General features: G+C 71.3%; 26 protein-coding genes and 1 pseudogene. 9 read left to right on the plus strand and 18 right to left on the minus strand.

Features of this window, described 5'->3' with window-relative positions; translation table 11 throughout:
* Positions 1 to 93 precede the first annotated feature (93 nt).
* The 6 genes from JKJ07_RS02435 to JKJ07_RS02460 all read left to right on the plus strand — a co-directional run bounded on the left by JKJ07_RS02435 (position 94) and on the right by JKJ07_RS02460 (position 6,140).
* A complete protein-coding gene (locus tag JKJ07_RS02435) occupies positions 94 to 1,083 on the plus strand; it encodes an aldo/keto reductase (protein WP_202989493.1) in 990 nt (329 codons plus the stop codon).
* Positions 1,080 to 2,093, plus strand: a complete 1,014-nt coding sequence (locus JKJ07_RS02440; protein WP_202989494.1) for an LLM class flavin-dependent oxidoreductase — start codon at positions 1,080 to 1,082, stop codon at positions 2,091 to 2,093. Before JKJ07_RS02435 ends, JKJ07_RS02440 begins: the two co-directional genes overlap by 4 nt.
* Positions 2,090 to 3,385 (plus strand): NtaA/DmoA family FMN-dependent monooxygenase, encoded by a 1,296-nt coding sequence (locus tag JKJ07_RS02445; protein WP_202989495.1) that lies wholly within the window; start codon positions 2,090 to 2,092, stop codon positions 3,383 to 3,385. The genes JKJ07_RS02440 and JKJ07_RS02445 overlap by 4 nt, the downstream gene beginning before the upstream one ends.
* On the plus strand, positions 3,385 to 4,182 hold the full coding sequence (locus JKJ07_RS02450; RefSeq protein ID WP_202989496.1) for an NADPH-dependent oxidoreductase: 798 nt from the start codon (positions 3,385 to 3,387) through the stop codon (positions 4,180 to 4,182). Before JKJ07_RS02445 ends, JKJ07_RS02450 begins: the two co-directional genes overlap by 1 nt.
* Positions 4,183 to 4,242: 60 nt before the next feature.
* Positions 4,243 to 4,821, plus strand: coding sequence for a TetR/AcrR family transcriptional regulator (locus tag JKJ07_RS02455; RefSeq protein WP_202989497.1), 579 nt, complete (start codon positions 4,243 to 4,245; stop codon positions 4,819 to 4,821).
* Between the two features lie 77 nt (positions 4,822 to 4,898).
* Complete coding sequence (locus JKJ07_RS02460) at positions 4,899 to 6,140, plus strand: hypothetical protein (RefSeq protein ID WP_202989498.1); 1,242 nt, start codon at positions 4,899 to 4,901, stop codon at positions 6,138 to 6,140.
* A gap of 1 nt (position 6,141) precedes the next feature.
* Here JKJ07_RS02460 and JKJ07_RS02465 read toward each other — a convergent pair whose 3' ends face one another.
* Positions 6,142 to 6,729: a hypothetical protein gene (locus tag JKJ07_RS02465; RefSeq protein WP_202989499.1), complete on the minus strand. Its 588-nt coding sequence runs from the start codon at positions 6,727 to 6,729 to the stop codon at positions 6,142 to 6,144.
* A gap of 85 nt (positions 6,730 to 6,814) precedes the next feature.
* Between JKJ07_RS02465 and JKJ07_RS02470 the strand changes: the two genes are divergently transcribed.
* Positions 6,815 to 7,846, plus strand: coding sequence for an NAD(P)-dependent alcohol dehydrogenase (locus JKJ07_RS02470; RefSeq protein ID WP_202989500.1), 1,032 nt, complete (start codon positions 6,815 to 6,817; stop codon positions 7,844 to 7,846).
* 4 nt (positions 7,847 to 7,850) lie between these two features.
* Here JKJ07_RS02470 and JKJ07_RS02475 read toward each other — a convergent pair whose 3' ends face one another.
* The 4 genes from JKJ07_RS02475 to JKJ07_RS02490 are packed head-to-tail and all read right to left on the minus strand — an operon-like array spanning position 7,851 to position 11,452.
* Positions 7,851 to 8,876, minus strand: a complete 1,026-nt coding sequence (locus JKJ07_RS02475; protein WP_202989501.1) for an ABC transporter substrate-binding protein — start codon at positions 8,874 to 8,876, stop codon at positions 7,851 to 7,853.
* Positions 8,877 to 8,900: 24 nt separating this feature from the next.
* Positions 8,901 to 9,920, minus strand: a complete 1,020-nt coding sequence (locus tag JKJ07_RS02480) for an ABC transporter permease (RefSeq protein WP_236028193.1) — start codon at positions 9,918 to 9,920, stop codon at positions 8,901 to 8,903.
* Entirely contained in the window at positions 9,917 to 10,669 is a 753-nt protein-coding gene (locus tag JKJ07_RS02485; protein WP_307834095.1) for an ATP-binding cassette domain-containing protein, read from the minus strand. Before JKJ07_RS02485 ends, JKJ07_RS02480 begins: the two co-directional genes overlap by 4 nt.
* 54 nt (positions 10,670 to 10,723) lie before the next feature.
* Positions 10,724 to 11,452, minus strand: coding sequence for an SDR family oxidoreductase (locus JKJ07_RS02490; protein ID WP_202989502.1), 729 nt, complete (start codon positions 11,450 to 11,452; stop codon positions 10,724 to 10,726).
* 28 nt (positions 11,453 to 11,480) lie between these two features.
* On the opposite strand from JKJ07_RS02490, the gene JKJ07_RS02495 reads away from it, so the two are divergent.
* Entirely contained in the window at positions 11,481 to 12,788 is a 1,308-nt protein-coding gene (locus JKJ07_RS02495; protein ID WP_202989503.1) for a hypothetical protein, read from the plus strand.
* Here the strand turns inward: JKJ07_RS02495 and JKJ07_RS02500 are convergent.
* The 6 genes and pseudogenes from JKJ07_RS02500 to JKJ07_RS02525 all read right to left on the minus strand — a co-directional run bounded on the left by JKJ07_RS02500 (position 12,785) and on the right by JKJ07_RS02525 (position 18,148).
* Positions 12,785 to 13,432 (minus strand): response regulator, encoded by a 648-nt coding sequence (locus JKJ07_RS02500; protein WP_202989504.1) that lies wholly within the window; start codon positions 13,430 to 13,432, stop codon positions 12,785 to 12,787. The genes JKJ07_RS02495 and JKJ07_RS02500 overlap by 4 nt on opposite strands.
* Positions 13,429 to 14,543 (minus strand): annotated as a pseudogene (locus tag JKJ07_RS02505) (sensor histidine kinase). The gene JKJ07_RS02500 and the pseudogene JKJ07_RS02505 overlap by 4 nt, the downstream one beginning before the upstream one ends.
* Positions 14,540 to 15,361: a CPBP family intramembrane glutamic endopeptidase gene (locus JKJ07_RS02510; protein ID WP_202989506.1), complete on the minus strand. Its 822-nt coding sequence runs from the start codon at positions 15,359 to 15,361 to the stop codon at positions 14,540 to 14,542. Before JKJ07_RS02510 ends, JKJ07_RS02505 begins: the two are co-directional and overlap by 4 nt.
* Positions 15,362 to 15,441: 80 nt before the next feature.
* Positions 15,442 to 16,041: a type II secretion system protein gene (locus tag JKJ07_RS02515; RefSeq protein WP_202989507.1), complete on the minus strand. Its 600-nt coding sequence runs from the start codon at positions 16,039 to 16,041 to the stop codon at positions 15,442 to 15,444.
* On the minus strand, positions 16,038 to 17,567 hold the full coding sequence (locus tag JKJ07_RS02520) for a hypothetical protein (protein WP_202989508.1): 1,530 nt from the start codon (positions 17,565 to 17,567) through the stop codon (positions 16,038 to 16,040). Before JKJ07_RS02520 ends, JKJ07_RS02515 begins: the two co-directional genes overlap by 4 nt.
* On the minus strand, positions 17,564 to 18,148 hold the full coding sequence (locus tag JKJ07_RS02525) for a PulJ/GspJ family protein (RefSeq protein ID WP_202989509.1): 585 nt from the start codon (positions 18,146 to 18,148) through the stop codon (positions 17,564 to 17,566). Before JKJ07_RS02525 ends, JKJ07_RS02520 begins: the two co-directional genes overlap by 4 nt.
* A gap of 268 nt (positions 18,149 to 18,416) precedes the next feature.
* Here JKJ07_RS02525 and JKJ07_RS02530 point away from each other — a divergent pair, with 268 nt between their 5' ends.
* Entirely contained in the window at positions 18,417 to 19,427 is a 1,011-nt protein-coding gene (locus JKJ07_RS02530; RefSeq protein ID WP_202989510.1) for a glycoside hydrolase family 11 protein, read from the plus strand.
* A gap of 44 nt (positions 19,428 to 19,471) precedes the next feature.
* Here JKJ07_RS02530 and JKJ07_RS02535 read toward each other — a convergent pair whose 3' ends face one another.
* Genes JKJ07_RS02535 through JKJ07_RS02565 form a run of 7 tightly spaced genes read right to left on the minus strand, consistent with a single transcriptional unit; the run spans position 19,472 to position 25,466 of the window.
* Positions 19,472 to 19,741 carry a YciI family protein gene (locus JKJ07_RS02535; protein WP_202989511.1) on the minus strand — a complete coding sequence of 90 codons (270 nt, stop codon included), beginning with the start codon at positions 19,739 to 19,741 and terminating at the stop codon, positions 19,472 to 19,474.
* The gene (locus JKJ07_RS02540) at positions 19,738 to 20,658 is read right to left on the minus strand and encodes an amidohydrolase family protein (protein ID WP_202989512.1); all 921 of its coding nucleotides are present in this window, start codon (positions 20,656 to 20,658) and stop codon (positions 19,738 to 19,740) included. Before JKJ07_RS02540 ends, JKJ07_RS02535 begins: the two co-directional genes overlap by 4 nt.
* Positions 20,645 to 21,745, minus strand: coding sequence for a vWA domain-containing protein (locus JKJ07_RS02545; RefSeq protein WP_202989513.1), 1,101 nt, complete (start codon positions 21,743 to 21,745; stop codon positions 20,645 to 20,647). The genes JKJ07_RS02540 and JKJ07_RS02545 overlap by 14 nt, the downstream gene beginning before the upstream one ends.
* Positions 21,732 to 22,601 carry an AAA family ATPase gene (locus JKJ07_RS02550; RefSeq protein WP_202989514.1) on the minus strand — a complete coding sequence of 290 codons (870 nt, stop codon included), beginning with the start codon at positions 22,599 to 22,601 and terminating at the stop codon, positions 21,732 to 21,734. Before JKJ07_RS02550 ends, JKJ07_RS02545 begins: the two co-directional genes overlap by 14 nt.
* A complete protein-coding gene (locus JKJ07_RS50980; protein WP_202989515.1) occupies positions 22,598 to 23,602 on the minus strand; it encodes a xanthine dehydrogenase family protein molybdopterin-binding subunit in 1,005 nt (334 codons plus the stop codon). Before JKJ07_RS50980 ends, JKJ07_RS02550 begins: the two co-directional genes overlap by 4 nt.
* Positions 23,599 to 24,987 (minus strand): xanthine dehydrogenase family protein molybdopterin-binding subunit, encoded by a 1,389-nt coding sequence (locus JKJ07_RS50985; RefSeq protein WP_202989516.1) that lies wholly within the window; start codon positions 24,985 to 24,987, stop codon positions 23,599 to 23,601. The genes JKJ07_RS50980 and JKJ07_RS50985 overlap by 4 nt, the downstream gene beginning before the upstream one ends.
* The gene (locus tag JKJ07_RS02565) at positions 24,987 to 25,466 is read right to left on the minus strand and encodes a (2Fe-2S)-binding protein (RefSeq protein ID WP_202989517.1); all 480 of its coding nucleotides are present in this window, start codon (positions 25,464 to 25,466) and stop codon (positions 24,987 to 24,989) included. The genes JKJ07_RS50985 and JKJ07_RS02565 overlap by 1 nt, the downstream gene beginning before the upstream one ends.
* Between the last annotated feature and the right edge of the window lie 32 nt (positions 25,467 to 25,498).

A 25,498-nucleotide genomic window follows, 5' to 3' on the forward strand; every position in this document is an offset into this window, starting at 1 on the left:
GCCCTTCCACCCTCGCCTCTCCGCGACTCGTCTCTCCGCGACTCGCCCTCCGCCACTCGCCCTCCGCCACTCCGCCACCCCGAAAGGCCTTTCATGACCTACCACGCTGCCGATGACCGCTACGCCAAGGCCCAGTTCCGGCGGGCAGGCACCTCCGGCCTCGACTTCCCGGCGCTGTCCTTCGGGCTGTGGCAGAAGTTCGGCACGGACCACCCGTACGAGAAGAACCGCGCGACTGTGCTGCGCGCGTTCGACTTGGGCATCACGCACTTCGACAACGCCGACCGATATGGACCGCCGCACCGGGCCGCGCAGCAGTTCTTCGGCCGCGTCCTCAGGCAGGACCTGGCGCCGTACCGCGACGAGCTCATCCTGACCACCAAGGCGGGCAACCCGATCGGTGCCAGCCCCTATCTCAAGGGCGGCTCCCGCAAGTCGCTGCTCGGCTCGCTCGACCACAGCCTGCGCGACCTGGGCACCGACTACGTCGACATCTTCTACAGCCACAGCCCCGACCCCACCACCCCGCTCGAAGAAACGGTCGGCGCGCTGGTGAGCGCGGTGCAGCAGGGCAAGACGCTGTACGTGGGCATCTCCAACTACCCGACCGACCGGGCCCACGAGGCGGCCCAATTGCTGCGCCGGGCGGGCGTGCCGCTGCTCGTGCACCAGCCGCGCTACTCGCTGTTCGACCGGCGGCCCGAGGAGAACGGGCTGCTCGACTTGGCCGCTGCGGACGGGTTCGGTCTGGTGGTCTACTCGCCGCTGGCGCAGGGGCTGCTCACCGGCAAGTATCTGGACGGCATCCCGGCCGGCGCGCGGGCCGAGAACAGCGCCTTCCTGTCCCCCGACGCGATCGACGACGACTACCGGCGGCGAGCGTCCGCCCTCAACAAGATCGCCGAGGCGCGCGGGCAGTCGCTGGCCCAGTTGGCGCTGCAGTGGGTGTTGCGGCGACCCGAGGTCACCTCGGCCATCGTCGGGGCCAGCTCGGCCGAGCAGCTGGAACACAACGTCCAAGCCCTGAGCTTCGCGCCGCTCACCGCGGAGGAGCTCGCCCTGATCGACGAGGCCCTGACGTGACCGAACCGTTCCGGCTCGGCTTTCTGCTGCACCTCGACAGCGACATCCCGCCCGGCCGGGCCTACCGCGAGGCGATCGAGCTGTTCCGCACGGCCGAGGACCTCGGGTACGACTCGGGGTGGGTCATCCAGCGGCACTTCCGCCAGGGCAAGGAGCACGTGTCGGCGCCACTGGTGCTGCTGGCCGCGATCGCCGAGCACACCACGCGGATCCGGCTCGGCACGGGAGTGCTGGTGCTGCCGCTGGAGGATCCGATCAAGGTGGCCGAGGACGCGGCGACCCTCGACGAGCTCAGCGGCGGGCGGCTCGAACTGGGCATCGGGTCGGGGCCGTTCCCGGGGGCCTGGGAGGCCTTCGGGCGCGACCTGGACGACCGCCACCGGCTGTGGGACGAGTCGGTGGCCCGGCTGCACGAGGTGCTCGGCGGGACGTCGCTGAACAGTCTGGGCGAGGTGCTACACCCGCCGGGCACGGGCGTACTGGGAAGGTTGTGGCAGGCCACCACAAGCGCGCCCGAGCAGGCCCACGCCGCCGCGGCCGCCGCCGCCCGGGCCGGGGACGGGCTGCAGCTGTCGCGGGCCACTGGCTGGCGCGACGGCACGATCCGGGATGCGCAGCGCCATCAGGCCGCCTGGATCGAGACCTACAAGGCGGCCTGGTCCGAGCCCGATCGGCCGCCGCGCGTGCAGGTGTCACGGGCGGTCTATCCGCATCCGGACAAGGCCGAGGCGGTACGGCTCGTCACGCCGGGCGCCCGCCGCTGGCAGAGCTGGCTGTCGGCCCGCCGCGACGTGGCCGGACTCAGCGTCGAGGAGTATCTGGCGGCCGATCACGCCCTGCTCGGGCCGCCGGCCGGGATCGCCGCCGAGCTGGCCGCCGACCCCGCGCTGCGGCAGAGCACCGACCTGCTGGTGAGCTTCGTGCCCGGCGTACCGGATCTGACCGAGCACAAGCGCCTGCTCACCTCTACCGCCGAAGAGCTGGCCCCGCTACTGGGTTGGAAGCCATGACCTTTCACTTGAACCTGTCCCTGTTGACGCCCGGGCACTTCCGGCAGGCCTGGCGGCTGCCGCACGTCGACCCGCTGGCCTATCTCGACATCGACCACTTCCACCGGCTGGCCCACGTCGCCGAGGACGCCCGGATCGACGCCGTCTTCCTGGGTGACGGGCCCGCGCTGCGCGGCGAGATCGCGGACGCCCCCGGCACCGGGCTCGACCCGCTGGTGCTGCTGGGCAGCGTGGCCGCGGTGACCAGCCGGCTCGGAGTGATCATCACCAGCTCCACGACCTACAACTCGCCGTACAACCTGGCCCGCCGCTTCCAGGCGCTCGACCACGTCACCAAGGGGCGGGCCGGGGTCAACATCGTCACCACGGGCACCCCGGCCGCGGCGGCCAACTTCGGGCTGTCCGAGCACCCCGACAAGCCGACCCGCTACCGCCGGGCCCACGAGTTCCTCGACGTCGTGACCCGGCTCTGGGACGCGTGGAAGCCGGGCGCGATCGTCGCCGACAAGGCCACCGGCCGCTACGCCGACCCGGCGCTGATCCGGCCCATCGACCACCAGGGCGAGTTCTTCTCGGTGGCCGGGCCGTTGCCGGTGCCGGCCGGGCCGCAGGGGCGCCCGGTCGTCGTGCAGGCCGGTGGGTCCCCGGGTGGGCTCGACCTGGCCGGCCGCTACGCCGACGTGGTCTTCACGGTGGCCCAGACCCTGGTCAAGGCGGTCGAGTTCCGGGCCGACATCCGGCATCGGGCGGCCCGGGCCGGTCGGCATCCGGACGACGTCAAGGTCTCCCTCGGCGTGGTGGTGCTGGTCGAGGCGACCGAGGAACGGGCCCGGCAGCGGGAGCAGGAGCTGTACGCGACGTTGCCGATCGAACAGCTCAGCGTGGTCGTGACCCGCGGGCTCGGCCTGCCCGACGGCCGGTTCGGCCCGGACGACCCGATCAGCGTGGCCGACCTGCCGGCCGAGGCCCCGGCGGCCGCGTTCTCGGCCGGGTTCGGCGTGTCCACCCGGGCGCTGCTGGCCGAGGGGCCGCGCACGCCGCGCGAGCTGGTGCAGCGGGGCGCGGGCGGGGCCGGGCACCGGCTGCTGGTGGGCTCGGCCGAGCAGGTCGCCGACGACCTGCAGACCTGGTTCGAGGCGGGTGCCGCGGACGGCTTCACGGTGATGCCGGCCGACACGTCGGTCGACTTCGAGAACTTTGCCCGGCTGGTCGTGCCCCTGCTGCAGAAACGAGGCCTGTACCCATGCGAGTACACCCATCCGACGCTCCGCGCCCGGCTGGGCCTGACCTGATGGCCGTGCTCCCCCGCTACGGCGACGCCGTGCACGGCCTCGGCGCGCTCAACGACGTCCTGCGGCTGCAGCTCGGTCACCGCTCGGTCCGCAAGTTCGGCCCCCGCGACGTCACCGAGGAGGAGCTGACCGCGTTGGTGGCGGCGGCCCAGTCGGCGCCCACGTCGTCCAACCTGCAGCCGTGGAGCGTCGTGGCGGTGCGCGACCCGGAACGCAAGCAGCGCCTGGCCGCCTTGGCCGCCAACCAGGCCTTCGTCGCCCAGGCCCCGCTGTTCCTGGTCTGGGTGGCCGACCTGGGCCGGGCCCGCCGCCTGGCCGCACGGGCCGGCACCGAGGTGGCCGCGGCCGACTATCTGGAGACGACGCTGATCGGCTTCGTCGACACCGCCCTGGCCGCGCAGAACGCGGTGGTGGCGGCGCACTCGCTCGGGCTGGGCTCGGTCTTCGTCGGCGCGGTGCGCAACCACCCCGACGAGGTCGCGGTCGAGCTGGCCCTGCCGCCGCACACGGTGGCCACCTTCGGGCTGGCCGTGGGCACCCCCGATCCGACCGAGCGGGCCGGCGTCAAGCCGCGGCTGCCGCAGGGCGCGGTGCTGCACCGGGAGCAGTACGACGCGGCGGTGGCCGACGCGCACATCGGGGCGTACGACGAACGCCTTTCCGCCTACAACGCGCGCTTCGGCCTGCCCGGCGACTGGAGCGGCCGGGTGCTGGCCCGGTTGCAGGGCCCCTCCTCGATGGCGGGCCGCCACCGGCTGCGCGCGACCCTGGAACGGCTCGGGCTGCCCTCCCGCTGAGCCCTTCTTTCCGGGGCGGCTTTCTTGAACGATCGCTCCAGATAAGCTAGCGTCGGGTGCATGGCACGGACCAGAGAGTTCGACACCGAGGCCACGGTGAGCCGGGCGATGACGCTGTTCTGGTCGCGCGGCTACGAGGCGACCTCGATGCGCGACCTGACCCAGCACCTCGGGCTCGGCCCGGGGTCGATCTACGCCGCGTTCGGCGACAAGGACGGGCTCTATCGGGCCGCCCTCGAGCACTACCGGGCCACCCTCGCCGCCGACGCCCTGCGCGACCTGCGAGCCGGCGGTGACGCCCGGTCGGCGATCCGGTCGATGATGCTCGAACGGGCCCGGATCGCGACGGATGAGGGGGGCCGGGGCTGCCTGGCCGTCAACGCGGCCTGCGAGCGCCTGCCCCACGACACGGCGACCCGAGACGTCGTACGGGATATGCAGGCCGCCAGCCGCGAGGCACTGGCCGACGTGTTGCGAGCGGCCCGGGAACGCGGCGAGCTGGCGGCCCGGCACGACCCGGACGCCTTGGCCGGCTTCCTGGTCACCTTCCTCAACGGACTGCTGGTGGCGGCCAAGGTCACCCCCGACGTGCCCGCCCTGGAACCGCTCGTCGACGTCGCCCTGACCACCCTCGACTGACCCCGCCGGCGGGCCCTGAACGCACTCGACCGCTCGTCGGCGGGGCCCTGACCGCACTCAACCCCCGGAGGCCACTCATGACCCTCGCACTCGGCGGGAGCCGCTGGCACACCTTTCCCGCGACCGGCACCGTCATGACGGCGCGGGCGTTCCTCACCGCCCTGGAGCCGCTGCTGCAGGGCGTCATCGACGACAACTCGCTCACCGCCGCCGACGGCCCGGTCCTGGAGGCTCAGATCCACGCGACCCTCGCTCTCGGCGCCCGGGAGTCGGCGCTGCCGCTGCGGGCGGGGCCGGGCAGCTCCCGGGCCGCCCGGGAACTGGCCGGGCGGGCCGAGGCGATCGGGCGGGAGCTGGCCACGCTGGCCACCGAGGCGGTGACCCGGCTGCTCGACGACCGGATCGAGCTGGCCGCGGGTCCCCTGGTCGTGCGCAGCCACTGCTACGGCCACCTGCTCACGCCCGACGCGGCCGACCTGCTGCTGCGCCGTCGCGGCGGGCCGGTGACGATGCAGCTCTACAACGAGTGGCTGCACCAGGTCGTCCTGCTGCGCGACGCCTTGCTGCCGTTCACCGCCTGGCCCGACGTGCCCTTGTTCGTCGGCGAGACCGGCCTGCGGCATCTGGAACCGGCCCGCGACGCGTTCCTGACCGAGCTGCTGGTGCGGCAGGTCCGGCATTCCAGCATCGTGCGCTTCGCCCGGCAGGCCGTCACCGGCGCCGACGGCCCGTTCGGGTATGGCTTCGACGCACCCGGCGGCACCACGTTGCCGGCCGTCCTCGACCAGTCACCGCTGACCGCGCCCCGCTATCTGCTCACCTGGCGCCCCGACGCGACCGTGCGCACGACGGCCACTTACACGTACGAGCTGCCGGACTACTACGCGGCACCGCGGACCCCGGCCGGCGATCTGACACCCGCCGACGCCACCGGCCCGCTCACCGCTCGCGTGGTGACCGGCCAACCCGGCCCGGCCTGGATCGAGGTCACCGACGGCCGGGAGGTCACCCGAGTCGACCTGGGGCAAGCGTTGCGCGGCCACCGCTTCGCCCGGATCGGCCCGGCGGCCGGGGCGGCTCACGGCGGCGAGGGGCCGGAGGCTGGTCCCGCCGCCCACGGAGGCGAGGGGCCGGGGGCCGGCGCCTGGACCGTCCTGCGAGCGCCGGGCCTGGTCCAACCGGCCGGCGACCCGCTCGTCGTGGATGCCGCCGGGCAGGACGGCCTCGTCGTGCTGGCCCTGCTCGGCCGCCTCTACCCCGAGGACGTGACGCTGCGCTCGGCCGGCGACCGCGGGGCTCGAGTCGTCGTCCGGCTCTGACCTAGACCCGGCCCTGCCACCATTCGGGGGCGGCGGCCAGGATCACCTGGGTCAGGCGGTCGGGGTCGGCCGGGTCGGTGAGGGCCAGCCATTCCTCCAGCACGCCGATCGTGCCCGCGGCCGCGTAGGCGACCATGCCCGCGCGGTCGAACGGGCCGGGGCGGGCGGCGCCGATCGGGGGCGCGATCTCGGGGTGGGCGTCCAGGTGGGCGGCCAGGCCCCGGCTCAGGTTCTCCATCAGCAGCTCGCGCAGGCGCGGGTGCAGCCGGGGCTGCAGGGCGTGGCGATACACCGCCGCGCGGTGGCTCACATGGGCGACCAGGGCCCGGGTGGGCTGCAGGAAGACGCTCTCGCCGGTGGTCGAGACGGCGGGGATCTCCGGATTTTGCGCCTGCAGGGCTTCCAACTCGGCGCCGAGCGCGTCGGCCACGGCGTCGGCGACGCTCGCCGCGTACCGGTAGAAGGTTTCGCGGGTGATGCCGGCCCGTTCGGCCAGCGCGGTGACGGTGATGTCGCTCAGCGGCGAGGCCGCGGCGAGATCGAGCGCCGCCTGCGCCATCGAACCTTTTGTCCGGGTCCTTCGCTGCATCGGCTCAACTTAGTCGCATGCTTAATCTGACATCTGTCATATTAAGCGGTTACTGTGGGGGTGACCAGGGAAGAAAGGAAAGACCATGCGTGCATTGCGGCTCGTGTCCCCCGGCAAGATCGAGATTCAGGACGTGCCGATCCCCGAGATCGCCCCCGACGAGGTGCTCGTCCGGGTCGGCGGGGCCGGGCTCTGCCATTCCGACCTGCACGTCCTGCACGCCCCGGAGTTCCCGGTGCTGACGCTCGGGCACGAGACGTCCGGCTGGGTCGCCTCGCTCGGCGCCGACGTCACCGGTTTCGCCGAGGGCGACCCGGTGCTGGTCTACCTCGTGTGGGCCTGCGGCCGCTGCCGGCCCTGCGTCGAGGGCCGCGACAACGTCTGCGTCAACCAGGGCGGCCGGCTCGGCATGCCGCCGTGCCCCGGGCTCGGCCCCGACGGCGGGATGGCCGAGTTCATCAAGGTCAAGGCGCGCTACCTCGAGCCGCTGGGCGCGCTCGACGTGGCCTCCGCGGCGCCGCTGGCCGACGCCGGGCTGACCCCGATGCACGCGATCAACGGCGCCCGGCACCGGCTCACCCCCGGCGCGACGGCCGTCGTGGTCGGCGTCGGCGGGCTCGGGCACATGGGCCTGCAGATCCTGGCCGCCACCACCGGCGTCCGCATCATCGCGGTCGACTCGAGCGAGCAGAAGCTCGACCTGGCCCGCGAGCACGGCGCCCACGAGACGCTGCTCAGCGACGGCGGCACGGCCGAGGCCATCCTGGCAGGCACGAGCGGCTACGGCGCCGACGCGGTGTTCGACTTCGTCGGCATCCAGCCCACCGTCGACCTGGCGACCAAGGTGATCGCCCCGGACGGCGCGCTCCGCTTCGTCGGGCTGGGCGGCGGTTCCTTCCCGTACGCCGCCGACTCCCTGACGACGCCGCTGCCCTGGGGCGTGGACGTCCGCCGCTCGTACGGGGGCACCCGCGCCGACCAGCGTCAGGTGCTCGACCTGGCCCGTCTGGGTGCCATCTCGGTCGAGACCAAGACGTACTCGCTGGACGACGGCGTGCAGGCCTTCACCGACCTCGAAGCCGGCCAGGTGCCGGGGCGCGCGGTGATCGTGCCCTGACCGCCTAGCAGCTCGACTTGTAGGCGGCCTGGCCGCCCTCGCCGTTCAGGTTCTCCTTCGTGATCGTGGTGAAGCCGGTCTGGATCTTGGGGGTGCCCTGGCCGCCGTCGAGGGCGGCGACCGCCTCGTCGACGCCGAACTGGCCGATGTTGCCCGGCTGCTGGGCGATCAGCGCCTGGACGGTGCCCTCCTGCAGGGCCTTGATCTGGTTGGGACCGGCGTCGAAGCCCACGATCTTGACCGTGCTGGCCTTGCCGGCCTGCCGGACGCCGGTGGCGGTGCCCTCGGCGGCGAACAGGTTGGCCGCGAAGACGCCGATGATGTCGGGATCGCGCTGCAGCGCCGAGCTGATCAGGTTGGCCGCCGTGGCCGGGTCGTTGTGCGAATACTGCACCGGCAGGTATTGGAACTTCGAGTCGGCCTTGGCGGCGTCCTCGAAGCCCTTGATCCGCAGGTCGACTGTGGAGACGCCGGGGTCGGTCGACATCACCATGACCTTGCCGCCGCCGGGGTTCAACTCCTTGATGGCGTCGAACGCGGCCTTGCCCCCGCCGACGTTGTCCGACGCGATGGCGCTGGCCGCGTACGACGGGTCCTCGGTGGTGGTGTCGACCAGGATCACTTTGATGCCGGCGGCCGCCGCGGCCTGCAGCGGGGTCTGCATGGCGGTGACGTCGGTCGGGGCGATCAGGATGGCGTCGGGCTTGGCCGCCACGGCCGAGTCGAGGATCGGCTTCTGCAGGGTGGGGTCGAACTTCTGCGGGCCCTGCGTCTTGACGGTGACGCCGAGCTTGGCCGCCTCGGCCTCGATGCCGCACTGCATGGTGATGTAGAACTCGTCGCCGGTGACGCCCTGGATGAACTGCAGGTTGTAGTTCTTCGAGGCCTTGGCCGGCACGACGGGGGCCGAGGCGGCGGGGGCGCTGGGGTCGCCCGCGGCCGTGTTGGCGGCGCTGCCGGTGGGCTTCGAGTTGGAGCATCCGGCGAGGGCCACGACGGCCACGACCACCACTGCTGAGGACTTCTTCATCAGAGTTGTCCTAACTGCTTGGCCTTAAGCGGAACGAGACTTGATCAGGGAGAGGATCGAGGGGCGGGAGCCGCCTCGCTGGGCGGCGGCGCGGCGGGACTGATCGACGTAGACGGCGGCCACGAGCACGGAACCCACGGCGACGCCCTGCCAGAAGGCCTCGACGCCGATGATCACGAAGCCGGCCTGGAGCACTGCGGGGATGAAGAGGCCGACGACCGTACCGAAGATGGATCCCTCGCCGCCGAAGATCGAGGTGCCGCCGATGACCACGGCCGCGATCACGTTGAGGTTGGTCAGCGACTGCCCGGCGATGGTGGTCGTGCCGAACTGGGCCAGGGCCAGCACCGCGCCGAGGCCCGCGCACGCGCCGGTGAGGGCGTACACGTAGATCAGGTGCCGGTCGACGTTGATGCCGACCCGGCGGGCGCCGAGCTCGTTGGAGCCGACGGCGAAGGTGTAGCGGCCGAATCTCGTCCTGTGCAGCACGATGCCGCCGATGATCACGACGATCAGCGCGACGAACGGCAGGGCCGGGATGCCGGCGATCTTGATGTAGGTGTTGAAGTCGGTCAGGGCCTCGGGCACCGAGCGGATGTCGATGCCGCCGGTGAGCACCTGGGCCAGGCCGAGAGCCACCGACAGGGCGCCGAGGGTCACGATCAGCGGCGGGATCTTGGCCTTGGCGATGAGGAAGCCGTTGAGCGTGCCCCAGGCGATGCCGGAGACGAGCGCGCCCAGGATGCCCAGGAACGCGGTGGACCAGCCGTCGCCGCCGACCGCGTCCATGATCTTCGCGGCGACGACCGACGAGAAGACCAGCACGGAGCCGATCGAGAGGTCGATGCCGGAGGTGATGATCACGAAGGTCATGCCGACGCCGAGCACGGCCCAGACCGCGATGTTCTGCGAGATCAGCGAGAAGTTGCTGGTGGACAGGAATTTGCGGCCGGCCGCCACGGAGAAGGCGGCCACGATGACGAGCAGGACGCCAAGGATCCACACGGACTGCATGCCGCCGATGCGCCTGAGGAAGCCCGTCATGCGAGATCCAAGGCGCCGGTCATGGCCCCGACGAGCTGCTCGACGGTCGTGCCGCGGGCGGGCATGGTGGCGACCCGGGTGCCGAGCCGCATCACCTGGATCCGGTCGGCCACCTCGAGCACGTGCGGCATGGAGTGCGAGATCAGCACGACGGCGATCCCCTTGTCCCGTACGCGTTTGATGGTGTCGAGGACGTTCTTGGTCTGCACGACGCCCAGCGCGGCCGTGGGCTCGTCCAGGAAGACGATCTTGTCGGCCCACGTGATGGCGCGGACGATCGCGATCTGCTGCCGCTGGCCGCCGGACATCGAGCCGACCGGCGCCCCGAACGCGGTGACGGTGCCGCCGAGCTCGGCGAACCCGGCCTCGGCGGACGCGCGCATCCGCTTCTCGTCCATGAAGCCGAGGAACCCGAGCAGGCCGCGGCGGGGGATCTCGCGGCCGAGGAACATGTTCTGCACGGGGTTGAGGTGCGGGGCGAGGGCGAGGTCCTGATAGACGACCTCCATGCCCATGGCCGACGCCTGATGCGGGGTGGCGATGGTGACCTGCTCGCCGCCGAAGAGGATCTCGCCGCTGTCGACGGCCAGGTTGCCGGTCATCGCCTTGACCATGGTGGACTTGCCGGCCCCGTTGTCGCCGATCAGGGCGACGACCTCGCCGGGCTCGATGTCGAACGACGCGTTGTCCAGGGCGCGGACGTGTCCGAAACTGCGGGAGAGGCCGCGTGCCTCGAGAAGGTAAGCCACGATCTGTAACCTCCTGGAAACACACAGTAGGTCATTGATCGGCCGTTGTCGCTGTCAGCGGCTGGAGTAACCCCCGTCGATCGGCAGGCAGACCCCGCTGATCATGGCGGCGGCGTCGCTGAGCAGGAAGACGATCGGCGCGGCGATCTCCTCCTCGGTGGCGTAGCGGCCCAGCGGCATCTGGCTCAGGAACGGGCCCTGGATCTCGTCGCGGCCCCAGTAGAAGGCCGACATCGGCGTCATCACGACGGTCGGGTTGACGCTGTTGACGCGGATGCCGTGCGGCCCGAGCTCGAGCGCGGACACCCGGGTGATGCTGTCCAGGCCGGCCTTCGAGGCGGCGTACGAGACGTGGCCGGCCAGCCCGACCAAGGCCGCCTGGCTCGAGACGTTGACGATCGCGCCGCCCCGCCCGGCCGCGATCATGGTACGCGAGGTGTACTTCGTGACCAGCAGCGCGCCGCGGGTGTTGATCGCGATCGCCTTGTCGAACACGGCGATGTCCGTCTCGGCCGGGTTGGCGATCTCGCCGCCGAACCCAGCGCAGTTGACGACACCCCGTACGGGCAGGTCTTGCAGTGCCTCGCGGACACTGTCCTCGCTGGTCAGGTCGAGCGGGAGCGGGCGCGCGCCGGTCTCGGCGACGATCGGCGCGAGCGATTCGGCGCTCGTGCCCGAGGCGATGACGTCGGCGCCGTGCGAGACGAGCAGCCGGACGACGGCCCCGCCGATACCGCCGGAGGCGCCGGTGACCAGGACGGTGCGATCCGTGAAGTCGAACATCGGCCTATTGTGACGCACGCCATAGCAAATGGAGATCCGCGAGCCCGCCGCCGTCGTCTTACTCGACGTGCGAAGGATCTTCCTCATCGAGCTGCGCCGAACCCCTGCCGTCTGGGCGGCGCTCGCCCTGCTGGCCGCCGGGGCCGGTCTGCTGTACGCCGCCCCGCAGCGCTGGACGGCGGGCTACATGATCCTGGCGATGGACCAGCGCTGGTATCTGTCGGTGCTGCTCGGGCTGGCCATGGCGGCCGGGGCCACGCAGGGCCGCCGCGACCACCGCTCCCGGGTCACCGAGCTGTTCGCCGGCATCCCCCGGCCGCGCCTGCAGCGGGCCACGCCGATCCTGCTGGCGTACGGCGGTGCCGCGGCCCTCGCGTACGTCGGCGCCATCGTCGCGGCCGCGCTCCGGATCGCCGGGATCGCGGAGTATCTGCCCGTCCTCGCGGTGGCCGGAGTGGTGGCGGCGGGCGCGACGGCGATGATCGCCGCCACCTGGTTCGGCCTCGCGATGGGCCGGCTGCTGCCCTCCGCCGCCACCGCCCCGGCCCTGGCCATCCTGTCGATCGCCTCGCCGCTGGCCGCCCGCGGCATCACCGGGCATCGCGAGTGGCTCAGCACCCTGCTCTTCCCCGCGTACACGCTGGGCGGCTCCACCGATTTCCACACCGTTCCCGTACGGCTCAGCCTGGCCCAACTGCTCTGGCTGGGCGGCCTGGCCGCGGGCGCGGCGCTGCTCTACGCCGCCACCACCTGGCGGGCCCTGGTGCCCCCGGCCCTGGGGTTGGTGGCCGCCGTGCTGGTGCTGCAGGGCGGGTCGGCCTTCGTCAAGTATCCGATCGACCCGGTGGCTCGCGAGCTGGTCTGCACCGCGGACGCCCCGCAGGTCTGCGTGGCCCGGATGCACAGCGGGGTGCTGGACGAGGTGACTCCCCCGGCCCGGGCGGCGCTGGCCAAGCTGGCGCGGCTGCCCGGCGCCCCGACCCGGGCGATCGAGCAGGTGGACACCCAGAGCCGGGTCGTCGACCAGCCCGCCGACGTCCTGCTCATCCCGGTGGCGATCGCCGACGACGGCCACGCGATGTACGACGGCCGGCTCGAGGAACTCATGCTGTACAACGTGGGCGTGACCCCGTTCGTCTGCCCCGACGACTCCCCCGGCACCGACGAGGCGGTCGTCGAGGCCGCCACCGCCTGGCTGACGGGCACCCCGGCAGCCGACGACCTGTCGCGCGACCTGCAAGAACTCGACGAGCGGGAGGCCGCCACCCGGGTCGCCGCGGTCCGCCGGGCGATCCTGAACTGTGAGTCCGGGACCGGGTTGCTGACGAAAAACTAAACCAGCCCGCGGCGGTAGGCGTAGACGACTGCCTGCACCCGGTCGCGCAGGCCGAGCTTGGTCAGGATGCGGGAGACGTACGTCTTGACCGTCTCGTGGCTGATCACCAGCGTCTCCGCGATCTCGGCGTTGGACAGCCCGGTCGCGATCAGGCGCAGCACCTCCAGCTCCCGCGCGGTCAGCGGCAGATCGCCGGGCACGTCGTCGGCGGCGCGGATCCGTGTCGCGTAGCGGCCGATCAGCTGCCGGGTCACCTCGGGGGCGAGGAGCGCGGCCCCCGCGGCCACCGTACGGATGCCGTGCAGCAGCTGGGCCGGCGGCGCGTCCTTGAGCAGGAAGCCGCTCGCTCCCGCGCGCAACGCCCGGTACACGTACTCGTCGATGTTGAAGGTGGTCACCACCAGCACCTTGACCGGCCGGGGCACCTCGGCCCCGGCCAGCCGGCGGGTGGCCTCGATGCCGTCGATGCCGGGCATGCGCACGTCCATGACGACCACGTCGGGTTCGAGCCGGCGGGCCTCGGCCACCGCGGCCAGGCCGTCGCCGCACTCGCCGACCACCGCGAGGTCGGGCTGGGCGTCGATGATGGTGGCGAAGCCCGTACGGATCAGCGCCTGGTCGTCGCAGACCAGCACCCTGATCACGCGGTCACCCCGACGGGGATGCGGGCCGTGACGACGAACCCGCGCCACCGGTCTGCGGCCCGGCGCTGAAGTCGCCCCCGAGCGTGCCGACCCGCTCGGCCAGCCCGGCCAGCCCGCGGCCGCTGCCCCCGGGCGACGCCGTGCTCGTGCCCGAGCCGTCGGTGCTGATCCGCACGTCGATCTCCTGTGTTCCGTAGCGGACCGTGAGCGTGGTGCGCGCGCCGTGGTCGTACTTCAGGGCGTTGGTCAATGCCTCCTGGGCGACCCGATAGACGGTGACGTCGGCGCCGCCGGGCGGGGCGGTCGAACTGCCCTCCTCGATCAGCTCGACCGGCTGCCCGGCCCGGCGGCTCTGCTCGACCAGGGCCCGCAGCTCGCCGCCGTGGCCGGGGTTGAGCAGGTCCAGCAGGTGCCGCAGTTCGGTGATGGCCTGCCGCCCGGTGTCGGTGACCGCGGTCAGGGTGGTGTCGAGCCGGTCGGGCGCCGCGGTCAGGTAGCGCGCCGCCTCGGCCTGCACGACCATCGCGGTCACGTGGTGAGTGACGACGTCGTGCAGCTCGCGGGCGATCCGGATGCGCTCGGCGGCGCGGGCGGCCTCCTCGAGCTGCTGCCGGCGCTGGGTTTCGGCCTGCCGGCTCCGCCGCAGCGCGGATCCGATGCCCCACATGGCGGCCAGCACGATGTAGAAGAACACGAGGTCGCCCACGCCGGTCGGGCCGACCCGATCCAGAACCACGGCGAAACCGACATAGGCGAGCGAGGCTCCGATCATCACCGCGCGCCGGTGTGCGGCTTGGTGGGCACCGGCGCTGAACAAGGCGACCGCCAGCGCGGTGCCGCCGATCGTGTGGAAGCCGAGCAGTTGGTCGAAGGCGAACCCGACGGCCACCAGCGACAGGGCGAGAGCAGGCAACTTCCGCCGTACGGCCAAGGGCAGGCACTCGAGGGCGATGACGAGCACGCCCAGCCAGTCGAAGGGCTGCTCCGGCACCAGGTCGCTGAACCGGGTGCCGTGCCGGTGCCAGGCCGGGACGAGGGCCAGCGCGAAGAGCAGCAGCGCGAAGGGCAGGTCGCGGACGGTCACGTCGCAGCGCCGCAGGAAGCCGATCACCGCACGAGCGTAGAGGGCTCACGGCGGCGCAGCGGCACGATGTTCCCCCGGCGGTGGGCCAGCCACAGGAAGACCCCCGTGACCACCACGCCGGCCATCAGCGTGGACAGGCTCGCCTCGGGACCGAAGTCGCCGCCGCTGAGCCACGTGCTGCCGGTCAGCTCCGAGTCGAGCAGGCCCCGCTTGAGGCCGTTGCCCGAGACCTCGGTGCTGAAGATGGCGGCCTGCGCGTAGTTCCAGCCGAAGTGCAGGCCGATCGGCAACCACAGGCTCCGGGTGGCGATGTAGGCGGAGGTCAGCATGCCGCCGCCGGCGAACGCGACGCACAGCGCGCCCCACAGGCTGGCGTTCTCGTTGAGCAGGTGGACGGCGCCGAACACGAGGGCCGACAACGCCAGCGCGAGCCAGGTGCCGGTCACCTTCTCGACGTGCCGGAACAGCACGCCGCGGAACATCAGCTCCTCGGTGACCGCGGCGGCGGCCATGAACCCGATCAGCCCCAGCGCGGCGAGCGGCTCGTCGCTCAGCCCGTGCACCCGGTAGCCGCCGTTGGCCGCGATGTTGCCGATCACGGCCGCGAACAGCGCCAGGCCGAGCAGCGTGCCCCGCAGCAGACCCGAGGCCGCCGTACCGGCCGACGCCTCGATCACCTCGCGTTTCTCGGTGAGCCGGACCACCCAGTAGTAGGCGAGCATCGCGAGCACCGAGCCGACGACCCCGGTCACGAGGAGCAGCCAGACGTTGTCCTGGGTCGCGGTGACGACCTGACCGGCCAGGAAGGCGACCGCTACGACCGCCACAAGTTGCAGCACACGCATGACTGAAAAGGTAGAGATTTCCGGGCCCCGCGTCGTCACCGTGCAGCGGACACCGCGGGTAGCTCGCGCGAGCTACAAGATCACCAGATCGGATCGTCCAGGGAGGACTCGGCGAGCATCGCGGTGACGTACTGGCACTGGCGGTTGGCGCAGTCCGGGGCGGTCCACGTGAGGGCGACGACGATGCGGAACATCTCGACCCGGGACGAGCGCAGCAGCGCGGGGACGGCGGGGACCACGACGCAGTCGCCACCGGTCTTCGGCTGCCAGCACCGGCCCACATACCACCAGCGCTGGTAGGGGGTCGCGCCGTCGGCGGGCTGGATCGTCTCGGGCGCCGTCGGCAGGCCCGCCACGGTGGCGGACGCCGGTGTCGACGGATCCTGCCAGGCCAATTCCGTACGGGCGGGGTCGAGATAGACGCTGGTGCCGGGCGCCTGCCACTGGGCCTGCACGGCGATCTGATCGCGGCCGAGCAGCACGTTCTCGCCGGGCAGCTGGCTGACGTAGTCGAGCGAGTTGGCCGCCAGCTGCGCCGCGACCTGCACGTCGGCCTGCCGGTGCTGCACGGTCGAGCTGCGGATGAAGAACAGGGCCAGGGCGCTCATGACGACCCCGACGACGGCCAGCGCGACCATCGTCTCGATCAGCGTGAAACCCTCGTCCGTACGGCGTCTCATCGCTCGACCACCCCGCTCAGCCCCGACGTGCTGACCGGCGGCACCGCGTTCCACTTCTGCAGGTAGTCGCCGCTGCACGGGGTGAAGCCGATCCAGTCCGCCTGCACCGGGTTGCCCGCGGCGGGCATGGGGGCCAGGCACTTCCCGGCCCAGGCACCGGTGCCCTCGATGCGGTATTTCTCGTCGTACGTGGCCGCCTTGTCGCCCCGGCTCAGGAAGATGAAGTCGGCGGCGGCCGTGGCCGGGTTGGCCGGGCAGACGACGACGGTGGCCCGGGTCTGACCGGCCGCGGGCGCCTTGAGGCAGTTCTTGGTGACGTTGTCGGTCCGGGTCACGTAGACCAGCCCGCGCTCGTTGCTGCCGGGCAGCGTCCAGACCTGGTTCCAGACCTGGCTCATGTCGCGGAACTGGATGTTGGGCGACTGCTTGCACGGGAAGGCCCAGTTCAGCCCGGCGCTGTAGTTGTAGTCCATGCACTTGCCGAACTGGCGGAAGTTGACCAGCTGGCCGGATTCGGGGCCGGCGGCGCCCGAACCGGCGTCGGCCGTGATGTTCCACGACTGGTAGTCGGTGGTGGTCAGCCCGCACCGGCGGCCGGCGTCGTTGTTGAGCGTCCCGGTCGTGTTGTTGAGCACGATCTGCTGGCTCGCCGCGACGATGTTCCAGCAGAAGGCGTTGAGGTTGCGCCCGTCCGAGGTGCCGCGCAGGTTGCTGGAGGAGTCGAAGCTCCACTGCTGGGGGATCTGGGTGGTCAGGCCGCAGTCGCGCAGCTCGAGGCGCTGCCCGACCGCCTGCAGGACGCCGGCCTGGGCGCACAGCCCGTTGGGGTAGAGCGACGTGTTGACAGTCATCAGCCGGATCGTGATGTTGGACATGTAGCCGAACTTCTGCCGGTCGACAGTGGTGCCGTCGGCGTTGGTGGCGCACACCGACATGGTCAGCGGCGCCCCGATGGCGGCCGTGGCGGCGGTCAGGCAGTAGTCCTGGGTGGCCGCGGGCGTGCGATAGACCCGGATCTGCCCGCCGGGCATGTTGCCCGCCGCGCGCAGCCGGAACTGGTAGTTGCCGATCAGGGTGCGCTTGTACTTGCCGTCGGAGGAGGTGCCGATCGAGATCACCTGGGCGTAGCGCGGGATCTCGAGCATGGTGGCGGCGCAGGTGACGCCGTTGGCGCGCACCCAGGCCTCGTCCTGCTGACCCGGGTCGGTCTTGAGATACCAGATGGTCGCGGCGTAGGTGCCCGCCTTCGCGGTGGCGGTGCCGTTGACCTGGGCCGCGCCCGTCGAGCAGGGCAGCGCCGCGAGCGAGCCGGCGTTGGCCAGGCCGACCGCCGCGCGTAACGACGCCAGGCCACTGGCCAGACCCGTACGGGCTGATTGCAGTGCCGTGGTGCGCCCGATGGCCGAGCGCGTGTCGACCTCGCCCCGCGTGATGGTCGTCGCGGTGAGGATCGTCAGCCCCAGCCCGATCACCACGATGAGCATGGCCAGGGGCATCGAGCCGTCGTCGCGGCGGTGGACCCTCATGGCCGGCTCATCTCGGTGCAGACGCCGGTGCTCACGGTGGTCAGCGACGTGTTGACGGCGGTGAACGAGAAGGTCGAACTGCGGCCGGTGCGCACCGCGACGTCGACGGTCAGCCGCTGGTGGGGATAGCCGCTCGTGCTCGAGGGCTCCAGCGTGAACGGCTGGGTGCCGCCGCCGAGCGAGGAGGCGATGGTCGTCCAGGCGCCGATCGGCTCGTTCGCCGGCTTGCGCCGCTGCTGGAGCACGCCCGTGTTCGCGTTGAGCCGCAACTGGCTGCACATCTCGGTGGTCGTGGTGAGCGAGCGCCACTCCACATACCAGCCGCCGGTGCTCGTGGGCGCGGCGTTCGGCTGGCTGATCGCGTACGCGTAGCGCAGGGAGCGGTCGAGCTGCTGGAAGGCGCTCTGCAACTGGACCATCTCGTTCGAGAGCACCTCGTTGCGGGTGTGGAAGCGGTACATCTGCACGACGGCGGTGGTCACCATGGCCATCACGACCGAGGTGACGCCCATCGCGACCAGCACCTCGGTCAGTGTCACACCCTCGTCGTCACGGGACGAGAGGGGGCGGACGCTGCGCATACGGGGGTTATCGGCGCTCCGGGTGCGCGCCTTAGCGAAGTGCGAACGCCTTTTGTCAGAGGCTTCGTAAGTTTCGGCGACGCCTTCCGATTGATCAACGATCAAGAATCCACGTGAGCGTCATGGGCCTGCTAGGAGTGCTCCCGATATTTCCGGCAGGTGTCCGGAAGTTGTTGACAAGCGGTCGCCGAGCGGCCACGCTTTTGCAGTGACGGACTTCGATGGGGCCGTTTCCCCAGCGGCCCCGACCCCGAGGAGGACGACTCACATGACCGCAGCAAGAAATCCCCGGCGCGGCCGCCTGCGCCTGCTGGCCGGCGCCGCCTGCGCCCTGGCGATGACGGTGTCCGGGGTGCTGGTGGCCGGCGTCGCGCACGCCGAGGCCGACCGCACCGTCAGCTCGAACCTGACCGGCACGCACAACGGCTACTACTTCTCGTTCTGGAAGGACAGCGGGAACGCCAGCGTGACGCTGCGCGAGAACGGCCGATACACCAGCAGCTGGGACCGCAGCACCAACAACTGGGTCGGCGGCAAGGGCTGGGCCACCGGCACCCGCCGCACGGTCAGCTATTCGGGCAGCTACAACCCCGGCAACAACAACACCTATCTCGCCCTGTACGGCTGGACCCGCAACCCGCTGATCGAGTATTACGTCGTCGAGAACTTCGGCAGCTACAACCCGAGCAGCGGCGCCACCCGCCTGGGCACGGTCACCACCGACGGCGGCACGTACGACATCCTGCGCAGCCAGCGCGTCAACCAGCCCTCGATCGACGGCATCCAGACCTTCTACCAGTACTGGAGCGTCCGGCAGCAGAAGCGCAGCTCGGGCACCATCACGACGGCCAACCACTTCGACGCCTGGGCGCGGGCCGGGCTCAACCTCGGCACGAACCACAGCTACCAGATCATGGCCACCGAGGGCTACCAGAGCCAGGGCAGCTCCGACATCACCGTCCGCGAGGGCAGCGGCGGCGGCACCAACCCCACCACTCCCCCGCCCACCGGCGGCAGCAACTGCACGGCCACCCTCTCGGCCGGCCAGCAGTACGGCGACCGGTTCAACCTCAACGTCGCGGTGCAGAACACCAGCAACTGGACCGTCGGCTTGACCCTCAACGGCGGCCAGAGCCTGCAGAACAGCTGGAACGCCGCGGTCAGCGGCACGACCGGCACGGTCACGGCCCGCCCCAACGGCAACGGCAACACCTTCGGCGTGACCATCATGGCCAACGGCAACTGGACGTGGCCCACGGTCACCTGCCGCACGAGCTGACCCCCGTCAACGGCGCGGCGGCCCCGGCCGCCGCGCCTCGCCGGTCACGGGCCGACGGTGATTTTCCATTCCTTGAGCTCGCGGTTCTTCGTCACGTCGTGGCGGGTGTACGGGTCCTGGTCGATCAGCGCCTGCGCGGCCTCGGCGTCGGGGGCCGCGAGCACGATGATGCCGCCGCTCAGGTCGGCGAGCGGGCCGGCCAGCAGCAGCGAGCCCTCGGCCTGCAGCTTGGCCAGGTGGTCGAGGTGCTCCTGGCGGCGCGCGGCGCGTTCCGGGGTGTCGTTGTACGCGTACGTGAGGATGAAGTGGCTCATGACGGTGTCCCTTCCCTCTTTCCGAGGCCGTAGACCCGGCGGGCCGTACGGGCAAAGATGTCGGCCTGTTCGTCGTCGGTGCGATCTTGCAGCGCGCGCCGCCACGCGCCGGTCAGCTCGGCCGCGTTCGTCCACAGTGTCTCGACCGGCAGGTTGGTGCCGAACATGGCGCGGGACGAGCCGAACAGCGCCAGCACCTCCTCGGTCACGAGCCGCATGAGCTCCGGGTCGACGCGGTGGACGAAGGTGCCCTGACCGGTCAGCTTCACGACGACGTTAGGGCAGGCGGCCAGTTCCCGCAGCCCGGCCCGCCACTCGGCGACGACGGCCGGGCCGGTGTGATCGGTCAGCATCCCGGCATGGACGAGCACAAATGTCACGTCCGGGTGCTCGGTGACGAGGGCGGCCGCGTCGTGCATCTGGCCGGCGAAGACCTGCAGCTCGAACAGCCAGCCGAGCTCGGACAGGGCTGCGATGTTGCGGCGGAACACCGGGTCCTTCATCCGGTCGGGCCCGTCGGCGAAACGGAACTCCGGACGCTCGTGCCAGTGCAGCTGCAGGCGGGTGCCGACCACGAGCGGGCTGACCGCCTGCTGCTCCCGCATCACCTCGGGCGCGTCCTCGGCGAACAGGTCGACGCAGCCCACGACTGCCGTCGGCCAGCCCGTACGCTCGTGCAGCCCGGCAACCCAGCGGATCTCGTCGACCACGCGGTCCAGCGGCCAGTTCGGCTGCACGTAGACGGAGGCCCGGATGCCGGCCGCCTGCGCGTCGCCGATGTACTCCTCGATGAGGTAGTCGCGCCGGATCGGCTCGTACGGGCCGAAGATGCGCGGGACCATCGGGCCGGACAGCCATGGCATGTCGGCCTGCCGCCAGACGTGGTGATGCGAGTCGACGATGTCACCGGAATACATGAGCAAACCTTTCCCGTACGGCGGTGAGCGCGGTTTCCAGGTCCCGGACCCCCGTCAGCGCATCGAGGTCACGCCGCACCGCGGACATGCCCCGGGTCAGCGGCCGGTATTCGGGAGCGCAGGCGAGCGGCGACCACCAGCACAGGCGGTAGGCCAGGCGGGACAGGCGGCGGGTGCCCGCGGTCATGGCCGCGCAGTCGCCGCGTTCGAGGCCGTCCGAGAGCACCAGCACGAGCGCGCCGCGCGACATGGTGACGAAGCGCGCGCTGCTCAGGAACGTACGGAGGCTCTGGCCGATCTGGGTGCCGCCCTCGGCGTCGAGCACCAGCGGGGCCAGGGCGGCCAGCGCCGCATCGGTGCCGGGGGCGCGCAACGCCGGCGTGATCCGGGTCAGCCGGGTGCCGAACGTGAAAACCTCGGCCCGCTCGCAGGCGGCGACCATGGCGTGCGCGAACCGCAGGTAGTCGGCGCTGTACTGCTTCATCGACCCCGACACGTCGACGAGCACCAGCACCCGGCGCTGGTGGGCCGGCCGGTGCCGCCACTGCAGCCGCACCACTTCCCCGTACGTCCGCAGGGACCGGTGATATGTGGCGCGCAGGTCGACCCGTTGCCGACGGCCGCCGGGGCGGGATCGCCGGGAGCGGGTCAGGGGCACGGCTCGCGGCAGCTCCTGAGCGATCTGGTCGAGGGTCTCGCGGGCGGCCGGAGTCGTGGCCGGGAACCGGACTGCCGACTCGGGGCTGGTCCGGCCGGCTTCGAGCCCGTTCCCGCCGCCCTGTTCGACGCCGGCCTCGCCGCTCCCGCTCGCGCCCGTCGTCTCGCCGCCCTCCACTTCGGATTCGACCACCTCGGTAGCCGTCCCGAAGAATTGCCGGAAGACCTCGTCGTAGATGCCCCGACCGGTCTCTCCGGTGACGAGCGTCGCGAAACCGGTCCAATACAGCTCCCCCACGGTCGACGGGGGCAGGGTTTCGAGGCCGGCGAAGAAGTCGAGCTGTTTCGGGGGCGGGACGGTGAGGCCCCGGGCGTGCAGCCGCCGCAGGAACGCGTACAGGTGGTCCTCGACGAGCTCAGCCGTGATCATCGGGGAAGACCTCGCCCGCGTGCGCCAGCACCAGCGCCACGTCCTCGGAGTTCTTGAGCACCAGGCCGAGCGTGGCGCGCAGGGCCTCGGCGGCCTCCGCGCCCTCTTCGCTGAGCGCGAGGGAGCCTTGCGCCCACGCGATGGCCTCGGCGATCCCGGGCCTCTTCAACAGTTGCAGCGAGCGCATGATGTTGATCGACTGCACCAGCCGGGCCGCGGCATCGGTGCTCAGGCCGGGCGCCTGCGCCTCGACGATCGTGCGCTCGCGCTCCGGGCTCGGGAACGGGATCCAGTGGTAGAGGCAGCGCCGCTTGAGGGCGTCGTGCAGCTCGCGGGTGCGGTTGGAGGTGAGCACCACCAGCGGCGGGACGGCGGCGGAGATCGTGCCGAGCTCGGGGATCGTGATCTGGAAGCCGTCGAGGAACTCCAGCAGGAACGCCTCGAACTCGCTGTCCGCGCGGTCGATCTCGTCGATCAGCAGAACGGCCCCCGTACGGCTCCGGAGCGCGCGCAGCAGCGGACGTTCGAGCAGGAACTCGTTCGCGTACAGGTCGGTGACCGCCGCGCCCCGCACCTCGGCCGCGCGCAGGCTCAGCAATTGCTTGGGGTAGTCCCACTCGTAGAGCACCTGCGACACGTCGATGCCCTCGTAGCACTGCAGCCGGATCAGCTCGCGGCCCAGCGCGTCGGCCAGCACGTGCGAGATCTGGGTCTTGCCGACGCCGGGCTCCCCCTCCAGCAGCAGCGGGCGGCCGAGCGCGATCGACAGCCGTACGGCGGTCAATAACCCCTCGTCGGCGAAGTAGCGCCGCTCCTCCAGCTGCCGGCTCAGGGTGTCGCGGTCGGGCGGCCTCATGCGCGCAGGGCGTCGAGCCCGCGCAGGATCGACTCCGGGGTGAACGGCATGGTGGTCAGCCTGACCCCGCACGCGTCGAAGATGGCGTTGGCGATCGCCGGGATCGGGGCGTTGGCGGTCATCTCGCCGATCCCCTTGGCGCCGAACGGCCCGTTGGAGGCGGGACGTTCCAGAATCACGCTTTCCTGTACGGGTATCTCGGCCGGACCGGGCATGAGGTATTCGCAGAAGTCGACCGGCCCGTGGTCGCGCGACGCCGGGTAGTAGGGCTCGGTCGACTCGAAGATCGCGTGCGACACCCCCATCCACCCGCCGCCCTCGACCTGCTGGGCCGCCATCGCCGGGTTCAAGGCCCTACCGATCTCGTACGTGTTGTGCAGGCCGAGCACGGTGACCACGCCGGTCTCGTCGTCGACCTCGACGTCGGCCACGGTGCAGGCGTGCGCCTGGCACGAGTCGGGGTCCATCTCGCCGGTCTCGGGCACGGGATAGTTGCGTTCCTTGAGGAAGATGCCGCGGCCCGAGATCGTCTTGCCCTGCTTGAAGTGGGCGGCCAGCGTGATGTCCTGGATATGGATCCTCGTTTCGGGGCTGCCCTTGAGCCGCACGAAGCCGGTGCCGTCGGTCTCCAGGTCGCCCGCGTCGACCTCGAGCTCGTCGGCCGCCACGGCCAGCATCACGTCACGGGCCTCGCGGGCGGCCATGATGACTGCGTTGCCGACCCGGTGGGTGCCCCGGCTGGCGAACGTGCCCATGCAGTGCGGGCCGGTGTCGGTGTCGGCGGTGTCGACAATGACGTTCGCCATCGGCATGCCCAGCGTCTCGGCCGCGCACTGGGCGACCACGGTCTTGAGCCCCTGCCCGAGGTCGACCGACGACAGGCTGATCACGAAGGCGCCCATGGTCGTCGCGTGGATCAGCGCCTGGGACGGGTCGCCGCCGAGGTTCATGCCGGTGGGGTAGTTGACCGAGGCGTACCCGCGGCCGCGCAGCAGCGTCATGCTGCCTCTCCTCTCGGGGTGGTCGAGCTCAGTGCCCGGTATTCCTCGGGCAGGTCGTGCCCGACGAGGGCGGCCGCGCGCTGGATGACCTCGATCAGCGCGGTGCCCTCGGCGACCTTGCGGTGGGCCTTGAGGTCGCCGTCGCGATAGGCGTTGCGTAGCCGGAACTGCAACGGGTCCAGGCCGAGGGCGCGGGCGATCCGGTCCATCTGCGACTCGAGGGCGAAGTCGGCGATCGTGACCCCGAAGCCGCGCATGGCGCTCGACGGGGTGCGGTTCGTGTAGACGCAGTGACAGTCGGCGTAGACGTTCGGAATCGTGTACGGGCCCGGGAGATGCGCGCACGCCTTCGTGGTCCCGTACGGGGAATGGCGGGAATAGGCGCCGGCGTCGACGTAGAGCATGACCTTGCGGGCGACGATGCGGCCGTCGTTCATCACGCCGTCCTTGATGTAGATGCGCTCGGCCGCCCGGGGCGACGACACCTGCATCTCCTCCGCGCGCGAATAGACGAACTTGACCGGCCGGTTCGTCAGCGCGGCGGCGATGCAGGCCAGCGGCTCGACCATCACGTCGACCTTGCCGCCGAAGCCGCCGCCGACCGTGCCACCCTTGACCTGCAGGTCGCTGAACGGCCGGTCGAGGATCAGCGCGGTGTTGTCGAGCGTGAAGAACGCGGCCTGGGTGTTGCTGTGGATCAGCAGGCGCCCGCTGCTCTGCGGCACGACGATGCAGCCGGTGGTCTCGGTCGGCGCGTGCTCGATCGGGGCCGAGCTGTAGCGCCAGTCGAAGATGTGGTCGGCCTGCGCGAAACCCTGCTCGACATCGCCGAACCGCAGGCGGCGCGCGTGGTGGCCCTCGTAGACGAAGTAGTTCGTGCCGGCCTGCTTGATGATCGGGGCGCCCTCGGCCAGCGCCTCCTCGACGTCGAGCACCGCGGGCAGCTCGGTGTAGCTGACCCTCACCCGGGCCGCACCCTCGATCGCGGCCGCCTCCGAATCGGCCACCACCGCGACGACGGGCTCGCCCTTGTAGAGCACTCGATCCTCGGCCAGCACGGGCTCGTCGTTGGGTTCGATGCCGATCAGCCGCAGCACGACATACCAGTTCGACGGCACGTCCCGATGGGTGATCACGCGCAGCACGCCGGGTACCCGCTCGGCCTCGGACGTGTCGACGGCGTCGATCCGGGCGTGGTGATGGGCCGAGCGGTGAATCTTGATGTGGGCGAGGTCGGGGAAGGTGCGATCCTCGAAGAACTCCGTACGGCCGGTGACGTGGCCGAGGGCGTCGGAGCGCTGAACGGTCTTGCCGATGACCTTGAAGTCGCCGTCTTTGCGCTCGTCGCGGAAGTAGTCGCCGTCGATCGGGTTGACGCGGGGCATCAGAGATTCGCCCCCGCCCGGCGACGCTCGGCGGCGTCGAGGATGGCGCTGACGATCGGCTCGTAACCGGTGCACCGGCACACGTTGCCGCTGATCGCCTCGTTGACCTCGTCCCGGGTCGGGCTCGGGTTCCGGTCGAGCAGCGCCTCAGCCGACATGATCATGCCCGGGGTGCAGAAGCCGCACTGGGTGGCGAAGCCGTCGAGGAAGGCCTGCTGGACGTCGCTCAGCACCGGGCCGTCGGCCAGGCCCTCGACGGTCGCGACGTCCCCGCCGTCCACTGTCATGGCCGGGATCAGGCAGGAGACCACGGGGTCGCCGTCGAGCAGGACCGTGCAGGAGCCGCAGGCGCCTTGGGCACAGCCGCGCTTGGCCCCGGTGAGGCCTAGTTGTTCGCGCAGGGCCAGCAGGAGGGTGGTCTCGGGGCGGGCGATGAACGTCTTGCCGACCCCGTTGACCTTAAGATTTACGATCTTCATCGGCGGCCTCCCTCGGTCAGCGACGGGCAATG

It is taken from the genome of Paractinoplanes lichenicola (assembly GCF_016785085.1).
Classification (GTDB): Bacteria; Actinomycetota; Actinomycetes; order Mycobacteriales; family Micromonosporaceae; genus Actinoplanes; species Actinoplanes lichenicola.

Excerpts from the sequence above, each read along its gene's own strand:
- JKJ07_RS02435 (WP_202989493.1), top strand. The coding sequence starts at position 94 with ATGACCTACCACGCTGCCGATGACCGCTACGCCAAGGCCCAGTTCCGG.
- JKJ07_RS02445 (WP_202989495.1), top strand. The coding sequence starts at position 2,090 with ATGACCTTTCACTTGAACCTGTCCCTGTTGACGCCCGGGCACTTCCGG.
- JKJ07_RS02450 (WP_202989496.1), top strand. The coding sequence starts at position 3,385 with ATGGCCGTGCTCCCCCGCTACGGCGACGCCGTGCACGGCCTCGGCGCG.
- JKJ07_RS02455 (WP_202989497.1), top strand. The coding sequence starts at position 4,243 with ATGGCACGGACCAGAGAGTTCGACACCGAGGCCACGGTGAGCCGGGCG.
- JKJ07_RS02460 (WP_202989498.1), top strand. The coding sequence starts at position 4,899 with ATGACCCTCGCACTCGGCGGGAGCCGCTGGCACACCTTTCCCGCGACC.
- JKJ07_RS02465 (WP_202989499.1), bottom strand. The coding sequence starts at position 6,729 with ATGCAGCGAAGGACCCGGACAAAAGGTTCGATGGCGCAGGCGGCGCTC.
- JKJ07_RS02470 (WP_202989500.1), top strand. The coding sequence starts at position 6,815 with ATGCGTGCATTGCGGCTCGTGTCCCCCGGCAAGATCGAGATTCAGGAC.
- JKJ07_RS02475 (WP_202989501.1), bottom strand. The coding sequence starts at position 8,876 with ATGAAGAAGTCCTCAGCAGTGGTGGTCGTGGCCGTCGTGGCCCTCGCC.
- JKJ07_RS02480 (WP_236028193.1), bottom strand. The coding sequence starts at position 9,920 with ATGACGGGCTTCCTCAGGCGCATCGGCGGCATGCAGTCCGTGTGGATC.
- JKJ07_RS02490 (WP_202989502.1), bottom strand. The coding sequence starts at position 11,452 with ATGTTCGACTTCACGGATCGCACCGTCCTGGTCACCGGCGCCTCCGGC.
- JKJ07_RS02495 (WP_202989503.1), top strand. The coding sequence starts at position 11,481 with ATGGAGATCCGCGAGCCCGCCGCCGTCGTCTTACTCGACGTGCGAAGG.
- JKJ07_RS02510 (WP_202989506.1), bottom strand. The coding sequence starts at position 15,361 with ATGCGTGTGCTGCAACTTGTGGCGGTCGTAGCGGTCGCCTTCCTGGCC.
- JKJ07_RS02515 (WP_202989507.1), bottom strand. The coding sequence starts at position 16,041 with ATGAGACGCCGTACGGACGAGGGTTTCACGCTGATCGAGACGATGGTC.
- JKJ07_RS02520 (WP_202989508.1), bottom strand. The coding sequence starts at position 17,567 with ATGAGGGTCCACCGCCGCGACGACGGCTCGATGCCCCTGGCCATGCTC.
- JKJ07_RS02525 (WP_202989509.1), bottom strand. The coding sequence starts at position 18,148 with ATGCGCAGCGTCCGCCCCCTCTCGTCCCGTGACGACGAGGGTGTGACA.
- JKJ07_RS02530 (WP_202989510.1), top strand. The coding sequence starts at position 18,417 with ATGACCGCAGCAAGAAATCCCCGGCGCGGCCGCCTGCGCCTGCTGGCC.
- JKJ07_RS02535 (WP_202989511.1), bottom strand. The coding sequence starts at position 19,741 with ATGAGCCACTTCATCCTCACGTACGCGTACAACGACACCCCGGAACGC.
- JKJ07_RS02540 (WP_202989512.1), bottom strand. The coding sequence starts at position 20,658 with ATGTATTCCGGTGACATCGTCGACTCGCATCACCACGTCTGGCGGCAG.
- JKJ07_RS02545 (WP_202989513.1), bottom strand. The coding sequence starts at position 21,745 with ATGATCACGGCTGAGCTCGTCGAGGACCACCTGTACGCGTTCCTGCGG.
- JKJ07_RS02550 (WP_202989514.1), bottom strand. The coding sequence starts at position 22,601 with ATGAGGCCGCCCGACCGCGACACCCTGAGCCGGCAGCTGGAGGAGCGG.
- JKJ07_RS50980 (WP_202989515.1), bottom strand. The coding sequence starts at position 23,602 with ATGACGCTGCTGCGCGGCCGCGGGTACGCCTCGGTCAACTACCCCACC.
- JKJ07_RS50985 (WP_202989516.1), bottom strand. The coding sequence starts at position 24,987 with ATGCCCCGCGTCAACCCGATCGACGGCGACTACTTCCGCGACGAGCGC.
- JKJ07_RS02565 (WP_202989517.1), bottom strand. The coding sequence starts at position 25,466 with ATGAAGATCGTAAATCTTAAGGTCAACGGGGTCGGCAAGACGTTCATC.